The sequence below is a fragment of the Streptomyces sp. NPDC001663 genome (assembly GCF_042893105.1).
GTDB lineage: Bacteria > Actinomycetota > Actinomycetes > Streptomycetales > Streptomycetaceae > Streptomyces.
This window is the reverse complement of sequence record NZ_JBIAUR010000003.1, coordinates 359,417-375,285: the sequence shown is the minus strand read 5'-3', so window position 1 is coordinate 375,285 and position 15,869 is coordinate 359,417. Positions and strand designations below refer to the sequence as shown.

Here is a 15,869-nt window from a genome sequence, read left to right as displayed (position 1 = left end):
TCGTAGGGGCGTCTTCCCGGCCCGGTCATCGGCCCGTGGACGTACAACCACGGTCGACAGTCGGCTCCTACGAGTGTCAGCCACTGCCCGATGTCCCGGGCCCTCCGCCCGCGCGACCGTGGTGCGCATGATCGAAGTCGAGCACCTCACCAAGCGATACGGGCCTACGACCGCCGTCCGCGATCTGTCCTTCACCGTCCGCCCCGGCCGTGTCACCGGCTTCCTCGGACCCAACGGCGCCGGCAAGACCACCACCCTGCGGATGCTGCTGGGGCTCGTCGAGCCGACCGCCGGCACCGCCACGGTCAGCGGCCACTCCTTCCGACACCGCCCGCGCGGCCTGCGTCACGCCGGCGCCCTCCTCGACGCCCACGACGTGCACGACGGTCGCAGCGCGCGGGCACATCTGCACGCTCTGGCCCGCAGCAACCGCATCACGAAGCAGCGGGTGGACGAGGTGCTCGACGAGGTGGGGCTGACCGACGCGGCTGCCCGGCGGCGGGTCGGCACCTTCTCGCTCGGCATGAAGCAGCGGCTCGGCATCGCGGGCGCGCTGCTCGGCGATCCGCCGGTGCTGATGTTCGACGAGCCGCTCAACGGCCTTGATCCGGAGGGTGCGTTGTGGGTGCGGGGGCTGTTCCGAAGGCTGGCGCACGAGGGGCGGACCGTCTTCGTCTCCAGTCATCTGATGTCCGAGATGGAGAGCACCGCCGATGAGCTGATCGTCATCGGGCGCGGGGAGCTCATCGCCGCCGAGAGCCTCGCCGAGTTCGCCGCGCGCGGCACGGCGCCGACGGTGACGGTGCGCTCGCCCGACGCGGCCGCGCTGGCCGTCGTACTGGCGGCGGAGGGTGCGGCCGTGACGCCGTACGAAAGGAACGGCTTGAAGGTCGACGGGCTCAGCGCTGTCCGTGTCGGTGAGCTTGCGCATGAACACCGGTTCCCGCTCTGGGAGTTGTCGACCCGGGCCGCCTCCCTGGAGACGGCCTTCATGGAACTGACCGCCGACAGCGTCGAGTACGCGGCTGGAGAATCCCGATGACCGCCCTCGTCCTGCCGACCGCCCGCTTCACCGATCTGCTCGCCGCCGAGTGGATCAAACTCCGCTCCCTGCGGTCCACTTACTGGGCGCTCGGCTCCAGTGCCCTGGCCCTGATCGCGTTCAACGCGAACGCGGCCCGCGCGGACTATGTCAACTATCCGCACTACGGCGGCCCCATTCAGCGTGAGTTCGTCTACTGGGCGCTGCGCGACGCGTTCACCGCGGGCGCCGCCATGATGCTGGTGCTGGCGTGCGCGAGCATCGGTGCGATCACGATCGTCGGCGAGTACGGGACGGGCCTGATCCGTACGACCTTCACCGCCGTGCCGGACCGGCGGGCGCTGATGGCGGCCAAGGCGGTCGTGGTGACCGCGGTGATGACCGGGTACGGCGCGGTGGTCGCGGGCGCCTCCTACGCGACGACGCAGGCCGTCCTCGACGGCCGGGGCCTGGGCGTGCCGATCAGCCATCCCGGTGCCTGGCGGGTGGTCGTGGCGTCGGCGCTGCTCGCCCCGGTGTGCGCGCTGGTGGGGATGGGGGCGGGGGCCCTGATACGGCACAGCGCGACGACGATGGTCCTGACGACGGTGGTCCTGCTCCTCCTGCCGTCCTTCGTCACCGAGCGCTACCACTGGACGGCGTGCGTCAAGAACGCCCTCCCGTTCAACGCCTGGCTGCGTCTCGTCGACATCGGCTACGGCGATCACCCCTTCACCCTGGCGCCCCGGTACCCGACCACGGTCGCCGGCGGATGGGTCGTGTTCGCGGTGTGGGCGGCGGTCGCGACCGTCGTGGCGGTCGTGGTCGTGGACCGGCGGGACGTATGAGAAACCCTGGGGACGGACGGGGGTAAACCCCAGCAACAACAAGGCAGTTGCCCGGATGTGAGTCTCGTTGAAGATCCGCGACGCTCGAACGCATGAAGAAGAGCATCCGCAACGCCTCCCTGATCGCCGCCTCCGCCGTCGTCCTCGGCCTCACCGCGCCGGTGGCCGCGAATGCCTCAACACCAGCCGCCGCCAAGTCGCTCGACTGGAAGAAGTGTGCGGGCAGCGGCCTCGACCCCCGTCAGCAGTGCGCGACCCTCGCCGTCCCGATGGACTACGCCGACCCCGGCGGCCGGAAGATCGAGATCGCCCTCTCCCGCATCCCGGCCGAGAACCCGTCCGCCCGCCGGGGCGCCCTGCTGCTCATCGCCGGCGGGCCCGGCGGCACCAGTCTGGGCGACCCCTCGGGCAAGGGGCAGAAGCTGCCGCAGGACGTGCGGGACGAGTACGACCTGATCGGGTTCGCGCCACGCGGCAACGCGCCCTCGACCGCGGTCAGTTGCGGGCTGGACCACGCCGACCTCGCCCTGACGACGCTGCGGCCCTGGCCCGGCCCCGACGGCTCCGTCACCGGGAACATGACCGCCGCCCGGCGCATGTCGGACGCCTGCGCCCGCAACGGCGGTGAACTGATGCGGCACATCAGCACGGTCGACAACGCACGCGACATCGACGGCATTCGGGCCTCCCTCGGCGAGCGGAAGATCTCGGCCTGGGGCGTCTCCTACGGGACCTACGTCGGCGCCGTCTACGCCCAGCTCTTCCCGCAGCGCACCGACCGCATCGTCCTCGACAGCAACGACAACCCCGACCCGGTGAATCCGGAGCGCGCCTGGCTGCAGGCGGGCGAGGTGGGCGTCGAGGACAACTTCCCCGAGTTCGCCAAGTGGGCCTCCACGCCCGGCAATCCGTACCGTCTGGCCGACACGGCCGCCGAGGTGCGCCCGCTGTTCCTGCGCCTCGCCGCCCGCCTGGACCGCGAGCCGATCCCCTGGCCCGGCGCCAACCCGACGGAGCTCGACGGCAACGTCCTGCGCCAGACCATGCTCAACACCCTCTACGACCCCGACGACTACCCTGCCCTGGCCCAGCTGATCCTGGCCGCCCAGAAGGGCACGGTGCCGCCCGCGCCCCAGTCCCCGCCGGACGAGGTGCTGCAGAACTACACCGCCGTCGGCGCCGCCACCATCTGCAACGACGCCGCCTGGCCCCGTTCGACCGCCGTGTACCGGAAGGGGGTTGAGGAAAGCCGCGCCAGGTATCCGCTGACGGCCGGCATGCCCCGTAACGCCATGGTGTGTGCCGCCTGGCCGTGGCAGCCGAAGCAGCCGGTGCGGATCACCGACCGGGGGCCGTCCAACGTCCTGCTCGTCCAGAACGAGCGTGACGTGGCGACCCCGCTGAGCGGCGCCCTGAAGCTGCGCGAGGCGCTCGGCCGCCGTGCCGTCATGGTCACCGTCGACTCCACCGGCCACGACGCCTACCTGGACAATGGCAACGCGTGCGGGGACGTGACCGTCTCCCGGTTCCTCGCCACCGGGGAGCGGCCCGGCAAGGACGTCTACTGCGAGTGACCCGCGCAGGCCGCCCTGCCGTACTGCCGGGCCAGCGCGTGGAACGCCTCCTTCGGCTCCCAGTGCCAGCCCGAACGGGGGTCGTCGGGGCGGTTCTTGATGGTCTTGGTGATGCTGTAGCTCGCCATGTCGAGGTCCTTGCGCGGATTGTCGGCGCGATGCGGGGCGTCCGGGGTGACGAACTCGAACGCCATCGCCGCGTACAGGCCCATCGACTCGAATACCGACAGCACGTCGACCAGGTAGGCGGCCTGGGTGTGTTCGCTGCGGACCAGATGGCCCTTGATCTCGCCCTTGTCGAAGTCGACGACGTTCCAGCCCATGCCGCCCGCCTGGGGCGCCCCCTTGTAGGTGCAGGTGCCGAACTCGGTGATCGCGAGGGGCTTGCCCCAGCGCAGGAAGCGCCTCAACTCCCGTACGTAGTCGGCGTGGTGGCGGAAGTACGAGTAGCAGTCGATGCCGATGACGTCGAAGAGCCGCCAGTCGACCTTGTCGTCCTGGGCGGCGGCGTAGCTCAGCCGGCCGTGGAAGACGGAGCGGCCGACCGCCGCCGCCTTCGCCGTGAAGGCGTCGAGCCGGCGCTGCATCTGCACGGGGTCGAAGTTGCCCTTCAGCAGATTCTCGACCCGCTCCAGAACCGTCTCCCCCGGCACGATCCCGGGCACGAACAGCCAGAACTCGCACCCCACACTGAAGTCGACGCTCGCGCCCTGCCGCCGCAGCCGCTCCGCGAACCGGCCGCACTCGGCCATGTGCTCGAGGATGTCCCGCTGCGGAATGTCCCCGAAGGTCGGCTGCAGCCAGACGTGCAGTCCGCGCTCGGCGGCCTCGGCGGCGGTGGCGGTGAGGCGTTCGACGCCGTCGCCGGTGACATCGACGGTGTCGGCGTGCAGCTCGTCGCGGATGACGCGGATGTCCCGGCGCATCCGGGCGGCGCTCCACGCGGTCCCCGGGGTTTCGCCCTCGCCGACGGTGTAGACGACGCCGCGGTGCCGCAGACCGTGACGTCCGGTGGCCGCGGCGGCCGACCCGGACGGCAGCACCGCCGCCGTGACCCCGAGGGCCGCGGCCCCCGCCAGGAACTGCGCCCGATTGATCCCCTTCGTCTTCTCCATGCCCCTCACTGTGGCGAGCCCGGGCCCGCCCCGCCGTCCGCCGATGGTCTACGGCTCGGCAACCAAGGGATGACGTACGGCGTCGATCACTGGAGAGATGGTCACCGTCGATCGAGCGAAGGAGAGCAAGATCTTAGGCTCGCACCGCACCCCGATGACCCGACGCACCCTGCTCGCAGCAGGCACCGCCTCCGCCGCCACGCTCCTCACGAGCGCACCCGCCCACGCCGCCACAGATGACCGCCTGCGGGAGCTGGAGCGCCAACACGGCGCCCGCCTTGGCGTGTTCGCGCACAACGTCCGCACGAAGCGGACCGTCACCCACCGCGCCGACGAGCGCTTCCCCGTCTGCTCCCTCTTCAAGACCCTCGCCGCGGCGGCCGTCCTGCGCGATCTGGACCGGCACGGCGAGGTCCTCGCCCGTCGGATCCACTACACGGAGGCCGACATCGTCGAGGAGGGCTCCGAGCAGACCAGGAAGCACCTCGCCGAGGGCATGACCATCGCCGAACTCGCCGACGTGGCCATCCGCTACAGCGACAACACCGCGGGTAACCTCCTGCTGCGCGAACTGGGCGGCCCCACCGCGATCACCCGCTTCGCCCGGTCGCTGGGCGACCCGGTGACCCGCCTGGACCGCTGGGAGCCGGAGCTCAACTCGGCCGAGCCGTGGCGCCGCACGGACACCACCACCCCGCGCGCCATCGGCCGCACCTACGCCCGCCTGGTCCTCGGCAACGCCCTGAACGGCCCGGACCGCGAACTCCTCACTCACTGGCTGCTGAACAACACCACCAGCGGCAACCGTTTCCGCCTCGGCCTGCCCAAGACCTGGACGGTCGCCGACAAGACCGGCGCGGGCTCGTACGGCGCTAACAACAACGCCGGCATCGCCTGGACCCCGGACGGCACCCCGATCGTGCTGGCCGTCCAGGTGACGAAGCCGGACCAGGACGCGGCGTGGGACCACACCCTGATCGTCGACACGGCCGCCCTCCTGGCGGAGGTGCTGGGCCAAGCCGCCCAGGGCCTGTCCTAGGCGGACGGTCCGTTCGCCGGCTGCGGAATGCCCTGGTGCGGCAGCCTCGACGTCGCGTCCCACAACCGGGTGAACTGCCTCAGGCGGTGATCCACGTGCGTGGGGCGGGCGTTGAGCGTGGTCTTGGCGTTGACGTCCTTGGTGTCCTGGTCGATCTCGTAGGACAGTTCCCGGTCGAAGACGATGAAGTCGCTTTTCGTCCCGAGCTGTGCCCAGGGCGGCAGTTCGGACAGCGCCACCACACGGGCGTCGAGGTCGAGGGCGCGCTGCTTGTTGCACAGGGCCCTCACCTCTTCGTCGATCTCCTCCGGTGTGTCGACGAGGAACAGTCGCCGTATCTCCACCCCGCGCCCGCGTGCGTCGCTCTGTGCCTCCAGATAACGGGCGGCGGGTTCGCTGTCCCAGAAGTCCCGGTCGACGGAGGTGCTGGTGGCGTCGAGGCTTCGCTTGATGCAGTGAGTGAGGCCGATGAGCCAGTCCTGGTTCTCGCCGAGGCAGTCCGCGCTGCGGCTGCTGAGGTTCTCCAGGAGTCCCGCGAGCCGTTCGATCTCCTCGCTGGCGAAGGTCTTCACGATCTCGTTGTTGAGCTGCCCGCACTCCGTGGCCCGGCGTGCCAGCTTGATGACCGCGTCCGAGCGCAGCACCGAACGGTCCACGTTGCTGAAGAGCTCGGTCGCCGCGTTGATCCGCCGGAAGCGGTCGTCGACCAGTTCCGTGAGCGCGACGTGATGGCTGACCAGGTTCTCCTTCACGTCCCGGATCAGGTCGGTCTGACTCGTCTCGATCTCCTCCAGCCGCTTCTCGAAGTCGACCAGGTACTGCACGATGAGCGCCGCGCCGCCGATGACGACGGAGGCGGTCAGGTTCCACACGTCGCCGGCGCCCTGCTTCTGGTCGAGTTTGTTGGTGACCAGAAGGGCGATGAGGAAGACCAGGGCGGTCACCAGGATCTTCACCAGGACCGGAGGTACCCGCAGCCCCCGCGGCTCGAGTCGGCGGGCGGGCTGGGAGGGCGGCGGCGCAGTGGTCGTAGTGGTGGTGGTCGTCGTGGTCGGCGGTGCTCCGTTCATGTCTTCTCCCCCGTCGGAATTCCCAGTTTCGGAAGGGCGTTGAGCAGAGCCAGCCGGTCCCGGACCCGCTGGACGAGGTTGTCCCACTGGCGGGTGAATCCCGGGTCCTGTTCCAGCACGTCCCACAGGGCGCGCAGCGTGCGGTCGCCGCGGGCCCGGGGCATCCAGAGGTGTATCAGGTGTTCCACGGCCGGGCGCAGGGCCATGAGAGAGGCGGGGCCCTCGACCGGGCCGAGTCTGCCGTCGAGCAGCCGGACGACCGTGGTGAGCAGCCAGTCGTGCAGCGCGAAGTCCTCGCACAGAGCGGCGATCGCAGCCGGTTCGGTGCCGTCGGGCACGCGCAGGCGGACCGTGCGCAGGTCGTCCTCGGCGAGGGTGAACCCTTCGATGGAGGGCTCCTGGCCGTGCGCGGCGGGCAGCGCCGCCCAGCGCAGGCGGGTGCGACGGGACTTCTTGAAGGGCACCCGCTGGTCGAGCAGCGGGTGCCGGACGAGCGGGGTGAGCACACCGTCCGCGATCAGGCCGAGGTCGAGTTCGCCGGGCCGGCCGCCGGTCAGGATGCCTTGTGCGGCCTCCTGTTCGGGGAGCCGGCCGAGCGGTTCGACCACTCCGGGCCGTATCAGGTAGTGCCCCCAGGGCTGTCGGCGGTCGGGGCCCTCGGCCGGTGTCCGGAAGTATGCGCTGGTCTGCAGGACACGGCCCTCGGTGAGCGCGGCACGGACGGCCACCGTGCCGACCACGCGCACCTTCGTCCCGTTGGAGGTGGGCAGACGGCAGTCGACGCCAGTGAGGGTCTCCGGGGAGAGCGCGTACAGGTTGGGGCGTTCGGAGACGAGGACGCGTTCGTCGGCCCGCAGCCTCAGGAGCTGGGCCGCCGACCGGGCGTCCAGGGGCTGGAGGGACGGCAGGACGCAGGTGCGTACCTCTCCGCAGGCCAGGACCGCGGGTGCCGCGTCCGGCGGGGCCGTCATGTCAGGGCCCCGGGTAGAACACGTAGGAGACGCGCTCGGCAACGGAGTTGAGCGTCGGGTGGCCCTCCAGGGCGGCGCGCTCGGTGATCTGGCGGACCGCTCCCGAGTCCACGTCTGTCTGGTCGAGGACGACCCGCACAGCGTGTTCGACGGGCAGGAACCGCGAGGGCAGCACGGACCAGGTGCGGTAGGCGCTGAACGGGGCCGCCGACGGGTTGAGCCGGAGCAGGGGCGGTAACTCGTCCCATTCGCGCGGGAAGCAGCCGGCGCTCGCATCGCGCGGGGTCAGGACGGGCTCGCCCTCGTTGCGGAGCAGGCCGAGTCGGGCCAGCTGCCAGACGGCGGCGAGGAAGGGGCAGGACCAGGTGCGGTTGCCGTCCTTGTCGTCGTCCCACAGCTCGACATCCACGAAGATCGAGTGCCGGCGGGCGGCGGTCTCAGCGGGCGGCTGCCAGGGTGCCGCCCTCCGCATGGCCTGCGAGGTGCGCGCGTCGGGGCTGCGCCGGCCGTTGGCGAGCCAGCCGGTCAGGCTCACCGGCGGGCGGGCGCCGTAGCTGCCCGGGGGCGGTGACTCGACGAGGCGGCCGGCGACGGCCTGGGCGAGCGGGAACTTGTCGGCGACGGCGCAGGCCGATTCGCGGGCCAGGTAGTCGATGACGAGCCCGGCCCGTTCGGCCTCGGCGAGGACGAGCGGCACCAGGTCGGCGGGCGTGGAGAAGCGGGTGAAGTAGTCGTCGATCAGGAAGCAGGTGCTGATCCGCGGCCGTTTGCCGCCGGTCAGGGCGGTGGTCTCGGCGCGGGCCGCGTCCGCCCAGGGCCGTACCCGCTCGAAGTGCTCGCGCAGCCGCCCCGGCCCGCCCTCCAGGTCCTCCATGTACAGGTGCCCGAGTTCCAGGGAGAGATGGGAGAGCGGCACCGACTGGGTGCGGGCCTGCGCCGCGGTCTCCCGGAAGACGGAGTCCGTCACGGCTGCCCCCAGTGGATGTCGCCGGTGAGCCGACGGGCGATCTCCTCCAGCGCGTCCAGGGTGTCCTTGTTGGCGATCTGCGTCGCGACGACCTCCTCCTCGGTGATGAGCTGCTCGCGCCACTGGAGGATGGGCTCCAGCGGCACGGTGCCCAGCAACACGCTGTCGCCGACGCCGAGTTCGGCGGCCAGCCGCCGCAGCCGCTCGTCGTAACTCTGCATCCAGGCGGACTGCGCGGGCGACACGTGCGACCACAGCGAGGAGTCGGGGTCGGGTACGGCGGCCCGCACGAAGCGGATCACGGACCTGAGCGCGTCCTTGTCGTGCCCCCGTTCGGCACCCCACTCCAGGATGCCGCGCTCGGCGAAGACCAGCCCGGCCGCGGCGATGACGTGCTGCCGGGTCCAGCGGTGGAAGACCACCCAGCGGGCCTCGACGTGCCGCAGCTCGCGCCGTGCCGTGACCTCCAGGGCCATGTCCATCGCGTAGCTGCGTCCGGCGCTGAGGTCGACGAGGATCAGGTCGAACTCGCTGTCGAGCCGCAGCAGCAGGTCCACGCAGCGGCGCAGGGCGTCCTCGTCCGTGGCGAACTCGCCGCCGCCGGCGTCACCGGGCAGCAGGGCCAGCCGGCCCGCGCCGTTGGGCCGCCGGCGCAGGACCGGGTGCTCGGTGCGGCGCCAGACGTCGACGCGGGCCGGCTCGGCGACCTCTCCCTCCAGGTAGGAGTGCAGGCCTCCCGTGCGGACGCCGCGCAGCACGTCGGGCAGGTCGAACACGGCGGGGGCGGTGGGCGAGCCGAAGTCGAAGTCGACGTAGGCCACGTCCTCGCCGGCGAGTGCTCGCTGGTAGGCCAGGTTCGCGCTGGTGACGGAGCGGCCGGTGCCTCCCTTGTCGGAGGCGGCGAAGACGATCACCGCCGCACCTCCCCGGCAGCCGCACCCCGCGCCTGGGCGAGGGTGTCGAGTTCCTCGAGCACGGACAGCACCAGCGCGCTCGCGGTGCCGGGCTGGTTGCCGACGAGTTCGCCCGCCCGGCGCAGCCGGATCTCGATCTTCCGCAGGGACTTCGCCAGGTCGCTGTCGGCGACCACGGCCGACTGCATCTGCTCCTTGCCGAAGCGGTGGGTGGCCTCGCTGAGCAGGGCGGTGGCGAAGGCGCCGAGTTCGGGGCTGCGGACCGGCTCACGCGCGTAGAAGTTGTACGCGGCGACCATGCACTCGGTGAGGCGTTCGGTCATGCTCCAGGACAGCGGTCCCTCGCGCTTGGGCGCCGTGGGGAAGACGGCCTGGGCGTCGTCCCAGAGGTCGGCCCCCTCGCCGTCCTCGATCCGCCGCTCCCACAGGTGCTCGAAGGTGTCCTCGGCCAGTTTCAGCAGGCGGTCCTGGGTGTCGGTGCTGCGGGCGAACTCGGCCAGCTGGACGGTGCGTTTGAGGAGGTGCGCGGAGAAGTCGGTGACCGTCCACTGCAGGAGCGGGCCGAGTCGTTCGCTGCCCTGCAGGGGCAGCACGACGCCGGGGCTGTGGAGCTCCAGTGCGGGGTCGTTGCGGGTCAAAGGGCTGGTGATACGGCCGCGTTCGGCGAGGCGTTCCATGATGTCGACCGTGCGGGCGAGTTCCTCGTCGCCGGCCCGGCTGCGGACCAGGTCGTGGACGACGAGCGAGGCCACGGAGAGCGAGAAGTACTCGGATTCGAGCTTCTGGTTGGTGACGCGCCAGGGGATGTCCTCCAGCGGCCAGCGATCGGCGCTGAACCGCGCGATGTCCGACCAGTACTGCCGGGTGACGGTCCACCGCAGCCGCAGTGCCTCGGCGAGCATCTGCTGCTCCTCGTTGAGCAGGCCGAGGGTGAGGGTGCGGTCGGAGGACAGGTCCTGGATGCCGTCCAGGGCGACGACGGTGAAATAGAGGTACGGCACGGGGTCCGCGACGCCGTCCGCCTGGATGCCGATGTTCTGGCTGCCGGCGTCCTGGTCGGCCCGTGTGACCGGCGGCGCGTCCTTGACCACGCCCCAGGCCCAGCCGCACTCGAACATCATGCTCTGGTCCTTGAGCCCGTCCGCGACGTCGACGCCGAGCGTGATGCGGTTGGCGATGGTGGCGCGCAGGGTCTTGAAGCGTTCCTGGAACTGCTGGAGGACGGCCCGTTCGGACAGCCGCCGCTGGCCGAGGGTCCGGGCCAGCCGCCGGCCCTGGGTGGTGTCGGCGTCGAAGACGTTGACCGTGAAGGAGCGCAGCAGGCCCACCATCGCGGCGGTGAGCCGCTCGCTGGTGGCCTTCCGAAGTTCGGCGACGGTCTCCCGTACGTCGGAGCGGACCGTGACGCCCGCGAACTTGTCGAGAAAGCCGAGCGTGGCCAGGCAGAGGGTCACGGACATGGAGAAGGAGTCGACCACGCCCAACTCCCGCTGTTCGGCGGCAACTTCCGACTGCTCGTCCTGTGCGGTGAAGTAGTAGCCGCCGCCGAAGGCGGGGCTGCCGTCGGCAGCGGTGTGCCGCCTCATGAACTCGGTGAGGGCCGCCACCAGGGCCGCCGGGATCTCCGTGCGCCCGCCGGCCGGTCTGAGGGCGCGCTGGACGTCCCTCTGGGTCGTGTCCGGCTCGTCGAGCCGGAACTCGGGGATCTCCGTGGCGGGGTACATGAGGCACAGCAGCCGCTCGGCGTCGGCGACGCTGCTGACTCCCCAGTCCTCCCAGATCCAGCGTCCGCCGTCGAAGGAGTGCCGGGCGATCGCCTCCCAGATCTCAAGCAGATGAACCCTAGGCTTGATCTCCATCCCCCATGCCCCTCACACAGGTCGACCAAATCTGGAATCGGCAATTCAGGACTTCGGGTTCCGCTTCCCGCAAACCAAGATGATTCCCGTATGCCCTGGACGCACCATATGGCTCACTTCGCTCAGGCGTCGCGTCTCGATTTTGTCGGCGAAGTTCCGGAAGCTTTCCTTCACCTGTGCCTCGTCCACGTCGCACGCCGGAAAATGTCGGTTGCCAACGTCATACCCGGTCGAGCCCTCCATGAACGCGGCCGCGAAAGGCGCGCCGGGCGCGAGGCTCCGCATGAAGCACTCGACCGCGCGCAGGAACTCCTTGTGCGAGGTGGAGATGGATTCGGCCACAAAGAACATCGTTCCGATCTGCCAGCGCCCCGCAGAACGGCGTAGACCGAACACATTCCGCCGCCCCAGAGCGAACAGATTTCCCTGCTGAACGCGGATCGCTTTGCGAAATCTCTCCGTCCGCTCGGTGTCGATCCGGGTGTACGCCGGATCCTTGCGCAACACCTGCCAGAAGCTGTCCCAGGCCGGGTCGGCATGCAAACGCTGGTCACGCAGATAGCTGACGTTCTTGGGCGCCCGCTCGAACAGGGTGATCTCCCTGCACCACGGCAGCATGGTCAGCGCCGGATAGAGATTGGCTCCCGCCCCGATGTCAATACCAAGAATCGGCCGTTCGAGATACTCACCATGCTCACGGAAGTGATCGCTGAAGTGATTCCTTACGAACGAGAGGATCTCCGCATCCGCGTCGAGAAGATCGCGGTAATTTTGATCAAAGTATGCGCTGGGGTCAAAGTCGTCCCATGGTGCATCGTCATTGAGCATGGGAGAGTCGACCGAAGCTCTGGAGGTCATGCTCGACCATACACCACTGGCAGAGTGGTGGCCAATTCTCAATAATATACCTGGTTCTCGTGAGTCTGCACGTCGACAAACTGACATGGTCTTGAAGCGCGCTTGTTGCAGGAAAGGCGTGCGGCCATGCTGATCAGAACCATGCGTAAATTCCCCCACACCAGGAGGTGGCATGACTGCTCTGCCTGTGCATCGAGCCGCACGGCGACTTCGGCTGAGAGGCGTGACGGAGGCGGACCTCGGAGCGCTGGCCCTCCTGGATCGGGAGACGTTCCCGGAGGAGCCGTACCCGTACTTCGTACTGCGTCAGATGTACGACGTGTACCCGGACCATCTGCTCGTCCTGGACGACGGCGCCGCCCTGAAGGGGTACGTCCTCGTCGGCACGGCCCCGGACAAGAGCCGCAGCTGGATCCTGGGGCTGGGCATCACACGGGACGAACGCGGACGGGGCCACGGCCGGCGGCTGATGCTGGAGGTGCTCGACCTGCTGCGCGGCATCGGGGTGCGCGAGGTGCATCTGACCGTCGCCCCGACGAACACGGCCGCGATCCTCCTCTATGAAACGCTGGGTTTCACCGCCGAACAGAGCGTCCGCAAGGACTACTTCGGCCCGGGCGCGGATCGCCGGTTGATGCGCCTGCGGCTATAGTTCCCGGCTCTGGGGCCCGTCCTCGGCGAACCGCCGCACATACGCCCGCTGCCACGGCGTCTCCACCGCCCGCCGGTCGTAGTGCCGCCGTACGAAATCCACCGCCTCCTCGGCCGGTACGCCGTCCAGGACCGCCAGGCAGGCCAGTGCCGTCCCGGTGCGGCCGCGGCCGCCGCCGCAGGCGATCTCGACGCGCTCGGCGGCGGCCCGCTCCCACGCCTCGGTCAGCGCGGCGCGGGCGGCCGGGCGGTCGGCGGGCAGGCGGAAGTCGGGCCAGCGGACCCAGGTGAACTCCCAGGCGACGGGCGGGGGTTGCCTGCCGAGGAGATAGAGGGCGTACGAGGGCGTGGGCGCCCCCGGTTCGAGGGGGTGCCGCAGACCGCGGCCCCGCACCAGCCGTCCCGAGGGCAGCCGCAGCACACCGGGGTCCGTGGGGTGCCAGGTGTCCGTCATCGGGTCAGCGTACGGGCCTCGATGCCCCGGAAGTGGTGGACCATCGCCCGCTGGGCGCTCTCGGCGTCCCTCGCCCGCAGGGCCGTCACGATGTCCCGGTGCCGGCGGACCGTCACCTCCGGCTCCGGGTCGTCCGTCCAGCCGCGGGCGTCGGCGACCCTGCGGAACACGGTCCAGAAGGCGGCCAGCAGCTGGGGCACGAGCGCGTTGCCCAGGGACGCGTAGAGCAACTCGTGGAATTCGCGGTCGAGTTCGGGGAACGGGCGGCCCGCCCGGACCGCCGCCTCCATCCGGGCCACGACCGCTTCCAGCGCGTCCAGCTCGGCCTCGGCGACCGATCCCGCGATCCGCCGGATCAGCCCCTCCTCCAGAACTTCCCGCACCTGGAGGATCTCGGCGAGCGCGCCGGTGTCGTCGTCGTGCCGGGCGAGGGTGCGGAAGGTCAGTCCGTCGATCAGCGGGGTGAGGGAGGCCTGGCCGACGTAGGTGCCGTAGCCGTGTCTGATCTCCACGATGTCGAGGGCCTGGAGCGCCTTGAGGGCCTCGCGCACGGAGTTCCGGCTGACGCCGAGGTCCTCCATCAGCTCGGCCTCGGTGGGCAGCGGCGCACCGGGCCGGAGCCTGCGGTCGAGGATCAGCTGCACGACCGCCCGCTGAATCCGGCTGTTCCCGGTCTCCGTCTGCCTCGGCTGAGCGGACATGCGCCGCATCGTACGCGCGCCGGACGTCCCACGTCCCATGTCCCGCACTGACGTGCACCAACTCCCGCCATTTCCCACTGCCATTGGCTCGACCTCTGACGGCTACGCCATTCGTGTGCGATCCCTTGACCGCCCCTGGAGCCGCTCCTATGGTCGCGGCTGAGGCAGGACGTAGGACGTCGTATCTCCTCACTCTCCGACTCTTCGCTGGAGGAACCGTGCACCGCCGGACCTTCCTGAAGCACACCGGCGCGCTGGGCGCGGCCGCCGCCGTCTCCGCGTCGCTGTCGGCCTGTTCGTCGGGGCCGCAGTCCACGAACGACACCGGCAGCGGTGGCGGCAAGGACCGGACGCTGACCGCGGTCATCGGCTACGGCAACGACGGCAGCTGGGACCCGACGCAGACCGCGTCCGCCTTCTGCATGGCGGCCAACAACCACATCTACGAGGGGCTGCTCGACACCGACCCGATCACCCGCAAGCCGTACGCGGCCCTGGCGACCGAGGTGCCGAAGGACCTGAACGCCACGTCCTGGAAGTTCACGCTGCGGGCCGGCGCCAAGTTCCACGACGGAAAGCCGGTCACCGCCGACGACGTCGTGTTCGTCTTCGACCGGATCCTCGACCCCAAGACGCAGACGCTCGCCAAGGGCTTCTTCGAGAGCTGGCTGAAGGAAGTCCGCAAGATCGACGCGCAGAACGTCGAGCTGGTGCTCAAGTTCCCCTTCCCGGAAGGGATTTCGCGGCTCACCCTCGCGAAGATCATGCCGAGGCACGTCTTCTCCAAGCCCGGCGCCTGGGACGACGCCATCAAGGGGCTGGCGGTCGGCTCGGGGCCGTACAAACAAACCGCGCACCACCCGAAGTCGAACACCACCTTCGCCGCCTTCGCCGACTACAACGGCCCGCGTCCGGCGGCCTTCAAGAAGATGAACTGGCTGACGATCGTCGACGCCGCCCCACGCGTCGCCAGGATCTCCGGCTCCAGCGCGGGCGCACAGATCTCCGACAACATCCCGTACGCCAACATCAAGCAGCTCGAGAGCGGCGGGCTGACGGTCGCCGGCGGGGCCGGGATGAACAACCTGTTCCTGATGTTCAACACCAAGCACAAGCCCTTCGACGACGTACGGGTGCGGCAGGCGCTGCACTACGCCATCGACACCGGGAAGATGGTCGAGGTCGCGCTCAAGGGCCACGGGAAGCCGTCGAGTTCGTTCCTGAACGAGGGCAACCCCTCCTACCGGCGCGCGAAGACCGTCTACGACTACGACCCGCAGAAGGCGAAGGCCCTGCTGAAGGCCGCCGGGGTCAGCGGGCTGAAGATCGACATCCTTGCGGTGAACGTGAGTTGGATCGTCGACTGTCTGCCGACCATCAAGGCGTCCTGGGACGCGATCGGCGTGAAGACGACGCTCTCCCCGCAGGAGACCACGGCCGTCTTCACCAAGATGGACCAGAAGCAGGACTACCAGGTGGTGGCCGCCGCCTCGAATCCCAACCAGTTCGGCCTCGACGCCGACCTGATCATGCACTACAACTACGGGCCCACCAACCTGTGGATGGGATACGCGCGTTGGGCGGACAACGCCATCGCCAAGCAGCTCTTCAAGGACATGGACCGGGCCACCCAGGAGCCCGACGCGGCGAAGAAGAAGGCGATGGTCCAGGACTACATCGACGTCGTCGCCGAGCAGGCGGTCCTCTACCCGGTCGTCCACAACGAGCTGATGACGGCCTGGGACCCGCGCATTCTCACCGGGATAAGGGCACAGCCGTATCCCGGCATCAACCTCCTCCAGGCCAAGTGGGCCTAGCAGCAAGGAG

The 15,869-nt window shown here is 69.8% G+C and carries 15 protein-coding genes; 6 read left to right on the top strand and 9 right to left on the bottom strand.

Annotated features, from left to right (window positions below):
* Positions 1-127 precede the first annotated feature (127 nt).
* The 3 genes from ACFY1L_RS12200 (at position 128) to ACFY1L_RS12190 (ending at position 3,443) form a co-directional block, all read left to right on the top strand.
* The gene (locus ACFY1L_RS12200) at positions 128-1,042 is read left to right on the top strand and encodes an ABC transporter ATP-binding protein (protein ID WP_388822075.1); all 915 of its coding nucleotides are present in this window, start codon (positions 128-130) and stop codon (positions 1,040-1,042) included.
* Entirely contained in the window at positions 1,039-1,869 is an 831-nt protein-coding gene (locus ACFY1L_RS12195) for an ABC transporter permease (RefSeq protein ID WP_388822072.1), read from the top strand. Before ACFY1L_RS12200 ends, ACFY1L_RS12195 begins: the two co-directional genes overlap by 4 nt.
* A 92-nt stretch (positions 1,870-1,961) precedes the next feature.
* Positions 1,962-3,443 (top strand): alpha/beta hydrolase, encoded by a 1,482-nt coding sequence (locus ACFY1L_RS12190; protein WP_388822070.1) that lies wholly within the window; start codon positions 1,962-1,964, stop codon positions 3,441-3,443.
* On the opposite strand, the gene ACFY1L_RS12185 is transcribed toward ACFY1L_RS12190, so the two are convergent.
* Positions 3,431-4,558 (bottom strand): abortive phage infection protein, encoded by a 1,128-nt coding sequence (locus tag ACFY1L_RS12185; RefSeq protein ID WP_388822067.1) that lies wholly within the window; start codon positions 4,556-4,558, stop codon positions 3,431-3,433. The two genes, ACFY1L_RS12190 and ACFY1L_RS12185, sit on opposite strands and share 13 nt — an antisense overlap.
* 154 nt (positions 4,559-4,712) lie before the next feature.
* Here ACFY1L_RS12185 and bla point away from each other — a divergent pair, with 154 nt between their 5' ends.
* On the top strand, positions 4,713-5,597 hold the full coding sequence (bla, locus tag ACFY1L_RS12180) for a class A beta-lactamase (protein ID WP_388822064.1): 885 nt from the start codon (positions 4,713-4,715) through the stop codon (positions 5,595-5,597).
* On the opposite strand, the gene ACFY1L_RS12175 is transcribed toward bla, so the two are convergent.
* The 6 genes from ACFY1L_RS12175 to ACFY1L_RS12150 are packed head-to-tail and all read right to left on the bottom strand — an operon-like array spanning position 5,594 to position 12,236.
* Positions 5,594-6,667 carry a DUF6879 family protein gene (locus ACFY1L_RS12175; protein WP_388822061.1) on the bottom strand — a complete coding sequence of 358 codons (1,074 nt, stop codon included), beginning with the start codon at positions 6,665-6,667 and terminating at the stop codon, positions 5,594-5,596. The two genes, bla and ACFY1L_RS12175, sit on opposite strands and share 4 nt — an antisense overlap.
* Entirely contained in the window at positions 6,664-7,638 is a 975-nt protein-coding gene (locus ACFY1L_RS12170) for an SCO2521 family protein (RefSeq protein WP_388822058.1), read from the bottom strand. The genes ACFY1L_RS12175 and ACFY1L_RS12170 overlap by 4 nt, the downstream gene beginning before the upstream one ends.
* A 1-nt stretch (position 7,639) precedes the next feature.
* The gene (locus ACFY1L_RS12165; RefSeq protein ID WP_388822056.1) at positions 7,640-8,605 is read right to left on the bottom strand and encodes an SCO2522 family protein; all 966 of its coding nucleotides are present in this window, start codon (positions 8,603-8,605) and stop codon (positions 7,640-7,642) included.
* Complete coding sequence (locus tag ACFY1L_RS12160; protein ID WP_388822053.1) at positions 8,602-9,519, bottom strand: SCO2523 family variant P-loop protein; 918 nt, start codon at positions 9,517-9,519, stop codon at positions 8,602-8,604. The genes ACFY1L_RS12165 and ACFY1L_RS12160 overlap by 4 nt, the downstream gene beginning before the upstream one ends.
* Positions 9,516-11,378: an SCO2524 family protein gene (locus tag ACFY1L_RS12155; RefSeq protein WP_388822050.1), complete on the bottom strand. Its 1,863-nt coding sequence runs from the start codon at positions 11,376-11,378 to the stop codon at positions 9,516-9,518. The genes ACFY1L_RS12160 and ACFY1L_RS12155 overlap by 4 nt, the downstream gene beginning before the upstream one ends.
* 45 nt (positions 11,379-11,423) lie before the next feature.
* Positions 11,424-12,236, bottom strand: coding sequence for an SCO2525 family SAM-dependent methyltransferase (locus ACFY1L_RS12150; protein WP_388822047.1), 813 nt, complete (start codon positions 12,234-12,236; stop codon positions 11,424-11,426).
* Positions 12,237-12,408: 172 nt separating this feature from the next.
* Between ACFY1L_RS12150 and ACFY1L_RS12145 the strand changes: the two genes are divergently transcribed.
* Entirely contained in the window at positions 12,409-12,888 is a 480-nt protein-coding gene (locus ACFY1L_RS12145) for a GNAT family N-acetyltransferase (protein ID WP_388822044.1), read from the top strand.
* On the opposite strand, the gene ACFY1L_RS12140 is transcribed toward ACFY1L_RS12145, so the two are convergent.
* Both ACFY1L_RS12140 and ACFY1L_RS12135 read right to left on the bottom strand, forming a co-directional pair.
* The gene (locus ACFY1L_RS12140) at positions 12,883-13,341 is read right to left on the bottom strand and encodes a protein-tyrosine phosphatase family protein (protein ID WP_388822041.1); all 459 of its coding nucleotides are present in this window, start codon (positions 13,339-13,341) and stop codon (positions 12,883-12,885) included. The genes ACFY1L_RS12145 and ACFY1L_RS12140 overlap by 6 nt on opposite strands.
* Positions 13,338-14,051 carry a FadR/GntR family transcriptional regulator gene (locus tag ACFY1L_RS12135; RefSeq protein ID WP_388822910.1) on the bottom strand — a complete coding sequence of 238 codons (714 nt, stop codon included), beginning with the start codon at positions 14,049-14,051 and terminating at the stop codon, positions 13,338-13,340. The genes ACFY1L_RS12140 and ACFY1L_RS12135 overlap by 4 nt, the downstream gene beginning before the upstream one ends.
* Positions 14,052-14,260: 209 nt before the next feature.
* On the opposite strand from ACFY1L_RS12135, the gene ACFY1L_RS12130 reads away from it, so the two are divergent.
* Complete coding sequence (locus tag ACFY1L_RS12130) at positions 14,261-15,859, top strand: ABC transporter substrate-binding protein (RefSeq protein WP_388822038.1); 1,599 nt, start codon at positions 14,261-14,263, stop codon at positions 15,857-15,859.
* Positions 15,860-15,869: the final 10 nt, after the last annotated feature.

Bases quoted from the DNA above. Each gene is read 5' to 3' on its own strand.
- ACFY1L_RS12150 (WP_388822047.1), bottom strand. From the start codon at position 12,236: ATGACCTCCAGAGCTTCGGTCGACTCTCCCATGCTCAATGACGATGCA.
- ACFY1L_RS12175 (WP_388822061.1), bottom strand. From the start codon at position 6,667: ATGAACGGAGCACCGCCGACCACGACGACCACCACCACTACGACCACT.
- ACFY1L_RS12145 (WP_388822044.1), top strand. From the start codon at position 12,409: ATGACTGCTCTGCCTGTGCATCGAGCCGCACGGCGACTTCGGCTGAGA.
- ACFY1L_RS12140 (WP_388822041.1), bottom strand. From the start codon at position 13,341: ATGACGGACACCTGGCACCCCACGGACCCCGGTGTGCTGCGGCTGCCC.
- ACFY1L_RS12185 (WP_388822067.1), bottom strand. From the start codon at position 4,558: ATGGAGAAGACGAAGGGGATCAATCGGGCGCAGTTCCTGGCGGGGGCC.
- ACFY1L_RS12170 (WP_388822058.1), bottom strand. From the start codon at position 7,638: ATGACGGCCCCGCCGGACGCGGCACCCGCGGTCCTGGCCTGCGGAGAG.
- bla (WP_388822064.1), top strand. From the start codon at position 4,713: ATGACCCGACGCACCCTGCTCGCAGCAGGCACCGCCTCCGCCGCCACG.
- ACFY1L_RS12200 (WP_388822075.1), top strand. From the start codon at position 128: ATGATCGAAGTCGAGCACCTCACCAAGCGATACGGGCCTACGACCGCC.
- ACFY1L_RS12135 (WP_388822910.1), bottom strand. From the start codon at position 14,051: ATGCGGCGCATGTCCGCTCAGCCGAGGCAGACGGAGACCGGGAACAGC.
- ACFY1L_RS12155 (WP_388822050.1), bottom strand. From the start codon at position 11,378: ATGGAGATCAAGCCTAGGGTTCATCTGCTTGAGATCTGGGAGGCGATC.
- ACFY1L_RS12190 (WP_388822070.1), top strand. From the start codon at position 1,962: ATGAAGAAGAGCATCCGCAACGCCTCCCTGATCGCCGCCTCCGCCGTC.
- ACFY1L_RS12195 (WP_388822072.1), top strand. From the start codon at position 1,039: ATGACCGCCCTCGTCCTGCCGACCGCCCGCTTCACCGATCTGCTCGCC.